The organism is Alishewanella sp. HL-SH05 (assembly GCF_052655985.1).
Map to the genome: position 1 here is coordinate 1,711,864 of NZ_CP199753.1, position 12,112 is coordinate 1,723,975.

Annotated in this window: 8 protein-coding genes; all 8 read right to left on the reverse strand. The window is 50.9% G+C overall.

All coding sequences use genetic code 11. The features are described from left to right. Nucleotides 1–42: 42 nt before the first annotated feature. On the reverse strand, nucleotides 43–1,845 hold the full coding sequence (gene nrdD / locus ACUJFL_RS07835) for an anaerobic ribonucleoside-triphosphate reductase (RefSeq protein WP_445426635.1): 1,803 nt from the start codon (nucleotides 1,843–1,845) through the stop codon (nucleotides 43–45). Between the two features lie 13 nt (nucleotides 1,846–1,858). Next, on the reverse strand, nucleotides 1,859–2,311 hold the full coding sequence (gene nrdG / locus ACUJFL_RS07840) for an anaerobic ribonucleoside-triphosphate reductase activating protein (protein WP_445426636.1): 453 nt from the start codon (nucleotides 2,309–2,311) through the stop codon (nucleotides 1,859–1,861). 319 nt (nucleotides 2,312–2,630) lie between these two features. After that, nucleotides 2,631–3,821, reverse strand: coding sequence for a hypothetical protein (locus ACUJFL_RS07845; RefSeq protein ID WP_445426637.1), 1,191 nt, complete (start codon nucleotides 3,819–3,821; stop codon nucleotides 2,631–2,633). A gap of 418 nt (nucleotides 3,822–4,239) precedes the next feature. Further along, a complete protein-coding gene (locus tag ACUJFL_RS07850; RefSeq protein ID WP_445426638.1) occupies nucleotides 4,240–5,007 on the reverse strand; it encodes a peptidylprolyl isomerase in 768 nt (255 codons plus the stop codon). Between the two features lie 292 nt (nucleotides 5,008–5,299). Further along, a complete protein-coding gene (gene narI, locus ACUJFL_RS07855) occupies nucleotides 5,300–5,989 on the reverse strand; it encodes a respiratory nitrate reductase subunit gamma (protein ID WP_445426639.1) in 690 nt (229 codons plus the stop codon). A 12-nt stretch (nucleotides 5,990–6,001) separates the two neighbouring features. After that, nucleotides 6,002–6,757: a nitrate reductase molybdenum cofactor assembly chaperone gene (gene narJ / locus ACUJFL_RS07860; protein WP_445426640.1), complete on the reverse strand. Its 756-nt coding sequence runs from the start codon at nucleotides 6,755–6,757 to the stop codon at nucleotides 6,002–6,004. Between the two features lie 4 nt (nucleotides 6,758–6,761). Continuing rightward, entirely contained in the window at nucleotides 6,762–8,297 is a 1,536-nt protein-coding gene (narH, locus tag ACUJFL_RS07865; protein WP_445426641.1) for a nitrate reductase subunit beta, read from the reverse strand. 16 nt (nucleotides 8,298–8,313) lie between these two features. Beyond that, complete coding sequence (locus ACUJFL_RS07870) at nucleotides 8,314–12,030, reverse strand: nitrate reductase subunit alpha (protein WP_445426642.1); 3,717 nt, start codon at nucleotides 12,028–12,030, stop codon at nucleotides 8,314–8,316. Between the last annotated feature and the right edge of the window lie 82 nt (nucleotides 12,031–12,112).

The window sequence follows — 12,112 nt, forward strand, 5'->3', positions numbered from 1 at the left end:
CATTATTGTGCCCCGGTTTTTACGCTGCGGATTTAATCCGCTTTAAGCGCTTCGCTGTTGCTGCGCGGTTTGCTTTCTTTGATAGTGGCGCAAACTGTGTTCCTGGCGACGGCCGCTGCTAAAGGCCGATACCCGTTTTAAGTAGCCAATTACCCGGGTGCCGTAGTCAATATCTCTGCTGCCGCATTGGGCACAGGCGCACAGGGTGCGTTTATCAATGGCTTCGCAGCTGTTGCAGATAGTAATTTTCACGTTGACGCAAAAGTAGTTACAGCCGGTTTGGGCGGCAATGTTCAGTAAATTTACATAGCCGCGCTGATCCAGCTTTTCTTCCAGGTTCAAATGCAGCGCAGAGCCGCCATCCAGATAATCTAACAGTTCGCGGCCATGCAGCTGAAATTTGTCCAGCGTGTTGCTGTGCTCATCTTCTACTACATAAAAATATGAGTTGTAGCAATCGCGCGGCACCATATAGCCATCTTCGCGATCCCATTTGGCGTTTTTCACTCCCAGGTTTTCCGCCGGCACAAACTCGGTGTTAAACATATAGCCATACTCAGCTTTAGCAGCTTTGTTCGCGTCAAAGATCACTTTTAGCTGTTGCTGCACAAAGCGGATATAGGCCGGGTTATTGCCAGCGGTTAAGCCCTGCGACTCTGCGGCCTCTACCATGCCGTTAATGCCAATGGTTAGAAATTGCTTGTCCAGGCTGATAAAGCCTGCGTCGTATACCGTGAGCAGACCAGCAGCTTTGTACTGCTCCATCAGTTTGCGGTAAGCCACCTGATATTTATGGATTTTAGCCACCTCAATGGCTAAATCACGGCCATCCTGCACTAAGCGGTTCATATTAATGGTAATCACATTAATAGAGCCGGTGGCGACGCCGCCGGCACCCAGCGAATATGAGAAAGTATTATCGCTGATTTCACTGCGCAGCCGACAGCAGCTGGCTAACGAGTCGGCATTTTCTGACTGGTAGATAAAGAATGAATTACCCGCTGCCATCTCAGCCGCGATGTCGTTGGCAAAGGCGCTATCCTTGCATTTGCCGTTCTCGGTTAGCATCGCCACCGTGACCACCGGAAAGGTCAGTACGGTTTTTTCCCGCTCTTTATTAAACCAGCTTAAGAAAAACTGCTGCAAGGCTGACACTGATTGCCACTCTGGTTTAACAAAATCTGGAAACACAAAATTGCCAAACATGCTGTCAAAGTAGTGCTGATCGTACACCGAGATATTCCAGAATACGCTTTGGTAGCCACGGGCGGCAGCCGGCTGGTTTAACGCATACACCACATGCTGCAAATGGTTTTCGATTTGCTTGCGATGCGTTTGCAGGTAGTTGTCGCCGTAGTCTTTACGGGCAAAGTAATCAAAGTAGGTTAAAAACTCTACCGTAGCCACGGCGCCGGCAAACTGGCTGGATACGGCAAACACAAAGTTAACAAAGCAGCCGCAGAAGGACTCTAAATGCTTCGGCGCCTGTGATTCGCCGCCCAGTTTGGTTAAACCATCACGTAAAAACGGATACATGGTTACTGACACGCAATAGGGCTTTAAGCTGGTTTCGTCGTGCACATAAATTTCGTGATCGGTTATCTGGCGCAGGTATTCTGCTGCTAATTCTGCCCCAAACAGCTCGCTGATTTTATTGCTGACTAAAGCCCGGTTTACCTGAATAAACTGATCCTTCATCAGCTCGGCTTCCAGCGTAGCGATATTTTTCTGGGTTACGTTAGCATTGGCATCTAATTTTGAGCCATCGGCGGCATTAGTGGCATGCAGGTAGTTGTCGATAAAGCTGAGTTTTTGTTGTAGTTGCGAGAAATTAAGCGCTTGCATGGCAGATCCCTTTTTATGGTTTAACAAAGAAGTGGTTCAGGCGTGTATTGCTGCGTAAATCGGTGAAAATCTGGTTAGTGTGCGGGCTATCCAGGCCGCCGCGTTCAGACAGCCAGCGGCCGGTTTTAAGGTAGGTTAGCTGCTGTTTCAGCTCACTGCTGACATCGTCCAAGCCGGTATATAAACAGGTGCTAAGCCCGGCATGGCGGCTTAACTTGAGCAGTGATATCAAGGCTTCAGGCTGCCACTCACCGCCTAAAAACAATACGCAGCTGATCAGGTTTTTATAGCTGTCTAAGCGATGTTGCAGGTAAACCGGCGTCAACGGCGTACCCTGGTTAGCCTGCCAGCTATAGCTGCTATGGCAGCCTTTGCAGCCCAGCGTACAGCCAGCAATGGTAAAGGCCAGTGACACTTCGTTTGGCACTTCCTGAAAGGCGATTTGTTCATCGGTGAATCTAAGCATTAAATCCTCTATATAGTGTTTATTTTATTTTGATGCACTAGATATTGTGTTTTAGCTTAGCGTTAGCTGTCAGCAAAAGCTTGATCTGGATCATGTTTTAACGGAGCTGAAATTGCCATAGTCGCGCCAGAGCGCATCAAAGCTGAGCTTGTTACCCCATCGGGGGTAAGTTGCTTTGGCAAAAAGCCAGTATGGACAATGAAAAAACCGCCCACTGAAACCCAGGGGCGGTGCAGAGGAGCCAAAACAACATTGGCCAACGTGGAGCTATGAGAGAAGTGATTGGGCGCAATGATGCGTCCGCACAATACAGGGGCAATTACAACTGATAGCTAAGCATCAGCCAAACCTTAGTCGTGTCGACTGCCAGCGTATCTGCATTGTAATACGCCAGTTTTAACAGCGCCGAAAGTTGCTGATTAATGCTATAACCGGCGCTGGCGTTCCATTCATCGCCATATTTTTGGCTACCGAGGTCGCTGTCAAAACGATGATAAGCCAGGCTTAAGGCAACGTCGTTTAGCTTGGTTTTGGCTTCCAGCCAGTTATCACGCAGGCCGTTATCCGGCGTGTTTAAAAACATATCGGCAAAGCCGGAAAACGCATGCAGAGTCGCCAGCGGGGTTTGAAAAGCGCTTTGACCATCACCGGCTAAACGCTCCTGACCGGCTTGCAGCGTAACGCTATCCAGCGCCCAGTTCAGGCTGATACGGTGGTAGTGATGGCTAAAACTGAGCGGTGCATTATGCGCATCATCTTGCTTAGCCAAAGCTAACTGCCAGCTCAGTTTCGGGCCGCTGGTTAATTTACCCTGATAATCAACGCCATAAGTGCGGCTGCTGCGCACCGCCCAGGTGTCAAAATCAACATCATAAGCAAAACCTGCCAGCTGATGTGCCGGTGTCAGCTGCCATTGCAGCAAGGCGGTATTAAAGCTGCCGTGTTGATCGGCCGCCGCGCTTTTGGGGCCAAATACCCGGTTTACATTGTGGTAATGGCCTAGCTCAGCACTAACACTGTCGCTGAACTGCTGTTGCAGGCGATAGCCATCCAGCGTTTGTTCATTCTGGCGCCAGCCGACGCCACCTAAAAAGCGCTGGTTTAAATGGTTTACCAATTGGCGGCCCGCACTTAGCGTGGTGCCGCTGTCATTTTGGTAGCGCAGCAGCGCCTGGTTAATATCGGTGCCCTTAGGGTCGGCCACCACGCTGTAATCGGTTTTGCCGTTGACCGTACTGTTGTAATTGTCATTACCCAGCAGACTAACGTTGTCTACCTGCAGTAAGGCGCTAAAACCATACGCCTTGCCGGTATTCACGCTTAAGCGGCTGCGCAGCGTAGAGGCGATGGCATCGTCCAGCGTATTGTCTTGCTCGACATATTCTAAACGGTAGCGAAACTGTGCCGAGACAGTGCTTTGTTTAAGTGCAGTGCTAAGTTCATTGGCAATAAGGCTGGGGCTAAAGCAAAACGGTAACACAGACAACATCACAGCGGGGAAAGCTTTCATAATGTATTCCTTTGGTCAGGGCCGCGTAAAAGCAGGCTGATCTTAACGCGGCTAGTAAATTTATATAATTTAATTAAAGGGTTACCTAAAAGGCGGTAAGCCGGTGCTATTGTTGGTATCGCTGCAGTACTTCTTTTTTGCGGGCATAAAAAAACGCCGGTCGCTGTCAGTCCGTTACCGGACCTGAGCGACTGGCGTCTTTGCCATGATATTTACTGTTATACCAACACGGTGGAATTAAGCAGTGGCTGTGTCAGCTTTTATTCAGAAATTATTTGTTTAAAAATTAATAGCTTAAAATTTCAAGGCCGGGCAGTGCAGAATGTCGGGTGCGATATTGGGGCGCTATTGTGCTAACACAGGGCAAAGCAGGCAGTGCGCCGCCGAAGCGTTATAGATGGCGGCCCCAATTTCACCTTTACTGCATAAGTGGCGAGGCTGACAGGTTAAAGTCGTAACCGTCTATTTCAGCGTCAACGATCAGCGTATGAATATACTGCGCTACCGCTTTGCGCCGTACTTTTTCATTTAAATAGTCAGCAATTTTCTGCTCGACGGCGCTAAAGGGCAGTAACTGGCCAGGCACTTTGCGGGCAATGTACACTATATGGTAACCATAACGGCTTTCTACCGGCTGTGGCATCAAACCCGCTTCGGCATTAAATATTTGCCGCTCAAACTCCGGCACGGTTTGGCCGCGGCTAATTTGGCCTAAGCTACCGCCGGTTTCTTTCGACGGGCAGGCCGAGTAGTGCTGTGCCAGTTGTGCCAGCGGTTCGCCTTGTTGTAGCTTAGTGATTAACTGCTCTGCCAGGGTTTTGGCTTCTACCCGGGCTTTGTCATCTTCTGGTGCTGCCGCCAGCAGTATATGGCTGACTTCCAGCAGCGGCGAGCTATGAAAGCGCTGTGGGTTTAAGCGGTAATATTGCTCGCATTCGGTCTGGTTGGCTTGCGGAATAGTCACTTCAGTGTTTATCAGCGCATCGAGAAAGTTGTCATCGCTGGCGGTATTGGCTTCGCTTTTTACGCTAAGGCCCAGCGCTTTGGCGCGCTGACGCAGCAGCTCGCCAATAATCAGTGATTCGGCCGCTTTTAGCATGGCGCCACGTTTATCGCTGGCCGGGTGGTACTGCATTTCGGCCATTATCGCCGCTTCGCTGATACTGGCATTGTTTACTTGTATCATTTTGAACCTCTGTTATAGGGTTAGCTGTAACGTGCCGCCAGGCAGCTTTAAGCCGGTATTGCACACAAAGACGCCGTAAATCCGTCCGTGGAGGCTCCTCTTTGGCATCCATGCCAAAGACGCTTTGTTTAGCAATATCGGCTCGCAGTCTGGCTGGTCAATCGATCTTTTCTGGCCCAGGTTGGAACCTCGATAGCGCAGCCACAGAGTGTCTGAGCGCAGCGAGTTGCTGTGGCGAGCACAGCGAGTGTTGCAACCGTCAGGGCCTTAAACCGTGCGTTATTCAAGTCGTCTAGCGCACAAAACGCTGGCGTACTATCTGGTGCTGACGGCTGATGTACTGCACCGGCACACTTAGCATGTGTACTAAGCGGCTAAACGGAAACACCACAAACAACGTCATGCCCAAAAACACGTGCATTTTAAAAATCCAGTGCACGCCGCTAATGGCTTCTGCGGCTGCCACGCTGTTAAAGGTAACGGTGTTTTGCGCCCAGGCCATCAGTTTTAGCATCTCAGCGCCATCTAAATGACCCATTGATACCGTGATACTCAGCAAGCCCAGAATTAACTGTGCGTAGAGTAAAAACAGTATGGCAATGTCCATAGGGTTGCTGGTGGCGCGAATGCGCGGGTTAAACAAGCGGCGTTTAATCAGCACAGTTAAGCCGTAAAAACAGATCAAGCCAAAGATGCCACCGGCGACGATAGCGATCATCTGCTTCATTTGGGTGGTAATGCCAAACAGGTACCAGATTTCTTTGGGCATTAATAAGCCAAAGAAATGGCCTAAAAAGATGCCCAGCACGCCGATGTGAAAAGCGATACTGCCTTTACGCAGTTGTTTGCTTTCCAGCAACTGGCTGGAGCTGGTTTTCCAGGTGTATTGCTCTCTGTCGTAGCGGATCCAACTGCCAATCACCATAATGGCGATGGCAATGTAGGGGTAAATGCCAAAGGCAAACAGATTTAAGTGTGCCATTTCAATGCTCCTTTAAGCGCGTTTAGCCGCGGCTGCTTTATAAAGTTGTTGCCCGGCTTCTTCGCTACCGAGCAGCTCAGTGCTTAGCGGAATAAACTGATCGCGGCGTTGACCGTCAGTCGGTTTATTGCCACTGCCGCAGGCAGAATTGGCTTGCTCGTTGCCGATAAAGCTGACCATTTCCTCTTCCCAAACCTTGTCCAGCTCTTTTGGGGTGTCGTCGCGTTTCTCGCCGGCAATTTGTTGCTTTATGTCAGCTAAGTCGACTTCAGCAGCAGATAGGGAAACCAGGGTAGCGAAAATACTGGCGTAGTCCGAGTCGCGCTGCTGCAGGCGACACAATAGTACTGCCAGTACCGGTGCAACTTCTTCCAAACCAATCTGGGCGTTTTGCTCGCCCTGGGTGGATAAAAACTCCAGGTAAAGCGGCAGGTAATCCGGCAGCTCTTTTACGCCAATATCCAGTCCCGCCTCACGGTATTGCGCCATAAGGTTAACCATCGCCTGGCCGCGGTCGCGCGACTCGCCATGAATATGCTCAAAAATCAGCAATGATAACGAGCGGCCGCGCTCGAACAGGCCATCGTATTCTGATTGCCAGTCCATCAGCTCACCACTGCAGCGAGCTGTAATAAAAGCATTCAACTTTTGCTTAAGCTCTGCCGCGATAGCGGCATCTGCCACTATCGCCAGCAATTCAGCTTTGGCATCAATTAACGGCTGCTTCGGGTAATCCAGCAGCAGGGACAACAATTGTAAGATTTGCATGACTTTAGTCCTTAATCTCAACCGGGATAACCTGACGTACGCCTTTGGCTTTAGTGCCAAACAGGTTTACGCCGTTATTGCCATCGCCACAGCCGTTGCCAAAACTAAAACCACAGCTGGATTTTAAATCGTAGGCATTTTCGGCATAGGCACGGTGGCTGGTTGGAATAACAAAGCGGTCTTCATAGTTCGCCAGCGCCATATAGCGGTACATTTCTTCTACCTGCACTGGCGTTAAGCCCACTTGCTTTAACACCTCAGCATCTTCTACACCGTCTACCTGCTGTGCCCGTTTAAAAGCGCGCATGGCAATCATCCGCTCCAGCGCCCGCACTACAGGAGCTTCATCACCGGCGGTAAGCATATTGGCCAGATAACGTAGCGGGATACGCAGTGATTTCAGATCCGGGATTTCGCCGTTCATGCCAACATGTCCCGCCTGCACTGCGCCCTGAATAGGAGACAGTGGTGGTACATACCATACCATCGGCAGCGTGCGATACTCCGGGTGCAGTGGCAGAGCCACTTTCCACTCCATCGCCATCATATATACCGGTGAGCGCTGGGCGGCTTTAATCCAGTTATCGCCAATGCCTTCGGCACGAGCAGCAGCTATCACTACCGGATCGTTCGGATCAAGGAAGATATCCAGCTGCGCCTGATACAAGTCTTTCTCGTTCGGGGTATTGGCTGCGACTTCAATTTTGTCAGCGTCATACAGCAGCACGCCCAAGTAGCGGATGCGGCCAACACAGGTTTCTGAACATACTGTCGGCTGGCCGGCTTCAATGCGCGGGAAGCAGAAAGTACATTTTTCAGATTTGCCGGTTTTCCAGTTGTAATAGATTTTTTTGTACGGGCAGGCCGAAACACACATGCGCCAGCCGCGGCATTTGTCCTGATCAATCAGTACTATGCCATCCTCCTCGCGTTTATAAATCGCGCCGGAAGGGCAGGCTGCCACGCAGGCCGGGTTTAAGCAGTGCTCACATAAACGCGGCAGGTACATCATAAAAGTCTTTTCAAACTGACCGTAAATGTCCTTTTGCACCACGTCGTTAAAGTTCTGATCGATTTTGCGTTTGGCAAACTCGGTGCCGAGAATTTCTTCCCAGTTCGGACCCCATTCAATTTTTTCCATCCGCTGACCACTGACCAGTGAGCGTGGGCGGGCTACCGGTTGGTGCTGGGTATCGCCAACAGTGTGTAAATGCTGGTAGTCAAAATCGAACGGCTCATAGTAGTCGTCAATTTCCGGTAAGTCCGGGTTGGCGAAAATATTCGCTAGAATGCGGCGTTTACCACCAATTTTTAGCTCCAGCTTGCCGCTTTTATTGCGCACCCAGCCGCCATTCCATTTTTGCTGATTTTCCCACTCTTTCGGAAAACCAATACCGGGCTTGGTTTCAACGTTATTAAACCAGGCGTACTCGACGCCTTCACGCGAGGTCCAGACATTTTTACAAGTGATGGAGCAAGTGTGGCAGCCTATGCACTTGTCTAAATTCAGCACCATGCCAATTTGGGCTCTGACTTTCATGTTACTTACTCCAACCTTATTTAGTGTCTAACCAGTCAACGTTGTGCATTTTGCGCACGACGACGAACTCGTCACGGTTACAGCCAACGGTACCGTAGTAGTTAAAGCCATAGGATTGCTGGGCATAGCCACCGATCATATGGGTGGGTTTCATTACGGCGCGGGTGACCGAGTTATGAATACCACCACGGGTGCCGGTTTGCTCACTGCCAGGCACGTTTACAATGCGCTCCTGAGCGTGATACATCATGCTCATACCTTCTGGTACCCGTTGTGAAACCACAGCACGGGCGGCGATGGCGCCGTTAACGTTAAAGATTTCAATCCAGTCGTTATCTTCAATGCCAGCAGCGGCGGCGTCAGTTTCACTTAACCAGACAATAGGGCCACCACGCGACAGTGTTAGCATTAACAGGTTGTCCGAGTAAGTACTGTGAATACCCCATTTCTGGTGCGGCGTGATCCAGTTCAGCACCACTTCTTTGTTGCCGTTCGGTTTTTTGTTCAGCACCGGTTGCACGGTTTTTAAGTTAATTGGCGGCTTGTAGCTACACAGCTGCTCGCCAAAATCGCGCATCCATTCGTGATCCTGATAAAACTGCTGGCGGCCGGTAATGGTGCGCCATGGAATTAGCTCGTGCACGTTGGTGTAACCGGCGTTGTACGACACATGCTCATCCTCAAGACCTGACCAGGTGGGCGAACTGATGATCTTGCGCGGCTGGGCGACAATATCGTTAAAGCGGATTTTCTCATCTGCCTTTGGTAGCGCTAAATGGGTATGGTCGCGACCGGTAATTTTGCCTAAGGCTTCCCAGGCTTTAACCGCGACATGGCCATTGGTCTCCGGCGCCAGGGACAAAATCATCTCGCATGCGTCGATGGCGCTGTCAATCTTCGCCATGCCTTTGTTAATGCCTTCGTCGGTATGCACGCGGTTAAGCTTTTTCAGGAAGCTGACTTCCTCTTTAGTGTCCCAACCGATGCCTTTGCCGCCGTTGCCGATTTTCTCCAGCAGTGGGCCAATTGAGGTAAAGCGGGCATAGGTATTAGGGTAGTCACGCTCGACAATATTAATATGCGGCATGGTCACGCCCGGTATCGCATCACATTCGCCTTTCCACCAGGCTTTAACACCATAAGGCTGTGCCAGTTCTGCCGGTGTATCGTGGTGCATTGGCGTGGTGACCACGTCAGTTTCTACGCCTAAATGGCCAACGGACGCTTTCGAGAATGATTTGGCAATCCCTTTGAAAATTTCCCAGTCGCTGCGTGCTTCCCATACCGGATCAATGGCAGCCGTTAACGGGTGAATAAACGGATGCATATCCGAAGTATTCATATCGTCTTTTTCGTACCAGGTGGCGGTAGGCAGCACGATGTCGGAATACAGGCAAGTGGTAGACATACGGAAATCCAGCGTCACCCATAAGTCGACCTTGCCCTCAGCGCCGTTGTCAGTCCACTCGATATCCTGCGGCTTTTTACCACCGAACTCGCCTAAGTCTTTGCCCAGCAAGCCATGTTTGGTGCCTAAAAAGTGCTTCAGCATGTATTCGTGGCCTTTACCGCTGGAACCCAGCAGGTTAGAGCGCCAGATAAACATATTGCGCGGGAAGTTTTGCGGGCTGTCGGGCTGCTCGCAGGCAAACTTAATGTCGCGATCTTTTAGCTGCTGCACCACATAGTCTTTTAACTCAACACCGGCAGCTTTGGCTTTAGCGGCCAAGCCCAGCGGGTTAACTCCCAGTTGCGGCGCTGACGGTAACCAGCCCATGCGCTCGGCGCGGCTGTTAAAGTCTATAATACTGCCGCCCCACTTTTCTTTATTCGCCAAAGGCGATACGACTTCGGTCATATCCAGCTTTTCATAACGCCACTGGCTGGAATGATTATAGAAGAACGAGGTACCGTTCATATGGCGTGGTGGCCGCTGCCAGTCCAGCGCAAAGGCCAGTGGGGTCCAGCCGGTTTGTGGCCGCAGTTTTTCCTGGCCAACATAGTGTGCCCAGCCGCCGCCGCTTTGGCCGATACAGCCGCACATCATCAGCATATTGATCAGGCCACGGTAATTCATGTCCATGTGATACCAGTGGTTTAGTGCAGCACCGACAATCACCATAGAGCGACCGCGGGTTTTATCGGCGTTGCGGGCAAACTCGCGCGCTACGCGAATCACATCTTCCGGGTTCACACCGGTAATAGGCTGCTGCCAGCCTGGCGTGTAGGGTACGTTGTCAAGGTAAGACTTGGCGCGGCTGTCATCACCAATGCCGTTATCTACACCATAGTGCGCCAGCATTAGATCAAATACGGTGGCAACTAAAGCGGTGCTACCATCGGCAAGCTCGACGCGTTTGGCCGGAACTTTACGAATTTGCACGTCGTCATGTGCGGTGTGCTGGAAGTATTTATATTCGTGCGGTGCACCGCCAAAATACGGGAAGGCTACCTCGACCAGCTCGTCGCGGTTATCTTTTAGCGATAATTGTAAGTCGATTTCGCCATCTTTGTCTTTTTGCTCAAGGTTCCATTTGCCTGCTTGGCCCCAGCGGTAACCAATTGCGCCGTTAGGACTGGTTAAGCGGCCATCGCTGTTCAGCGCTATGGTTTTCCAGTCCGGGTTATTGTCCTCACCCAGGTTATCGACTAAATCGGCAGCGCGCAGGAAACGGCCCTGGCTCAGGTGTTTTTCACCTTGCTCCAGCATCACCAACATGGGCATATCGGTGGTGCGTTTTACATAATCGGTAAAATAGGCGCTTGGGTTATCAACATGGAATTCTTTTAAAATCACATGGCCAAACGCCATCGCGAGCGCAGCATCAGTACCCTGACGTGGCGCTAACCAGGTATCACCAAATTTGGATGCTTCTGAGTAATCTGAAGTGATAACGCAGGTTTTGGTGCCTTTATAACGCACTTCTGTTAAGAAGTGTGCATCGGGCGTACGGGTTTGTGGCACGTTAGAGCCCCAAACAATAATGTAATTCGAGTTATACCAGTCGGCCGATTCCGGCACGTCGGTTTGCTCGCCCCATACCTGCGGTGACGCAGGCGGTAAGTCGCAGTACCAGTCGTAGAAGCTTAAACAGTTACCACCAATTAACGATAGATAACGTGCGCCAGCGGCATAAGACACCATCGACATCGCCGGAATAGGCGAGAAGCCGGTAACCCGGTCCGGGCCGTAAGTTTTGGTGGTGTACACGTTAGAGGCGGCAATCAGCTCGTTCACCTCATCCCAGCTGGCGCGGACAAAACCGCCCAAGCCACGGCGCTCTTTATAGCTTTTGGCTTTTTCCGGGTCGCTGACAATAGATTCCCAGGCTTTTACCGGATCTTTATGCGCAGCCTTGGCTTCGCGCCACAATTTCATCAGTTGCTGACGTACTTTAGGATATTTTAAGCGGTTGGCGCTATAAATATACCAGGAATAGCTGGCGCCACGTGGGCAGCCGCGCGGCTCATGGTTTGGTAAATCCGGCCGGGTGCGTGGGTAGTCGGTTTGCTGGGTTTCCCAGGTAACCAGACCGTCTTTTACATATATTTTCCAGCTGCACGAGCCGGTACAGTTTACACCATGGGTAGAGCGCACAATTTTATCGTGTTGCCAGCGCTGGCGGTAACCCTGTTCCCATGTTCTATCTTCATTAGTGGTAACACCGTGGCCGTCGGCGAACGGGGCTTTGCGGGTTTTAAAAAACCGCAGTTTGTCGAGTAGGTGACTCATGGTTTACTCCTGGTCTTGTCCTGCATGAACAGACATATTGCTTTTCTGGTATGCACACTATAGAAACAACAGCGCGATGATG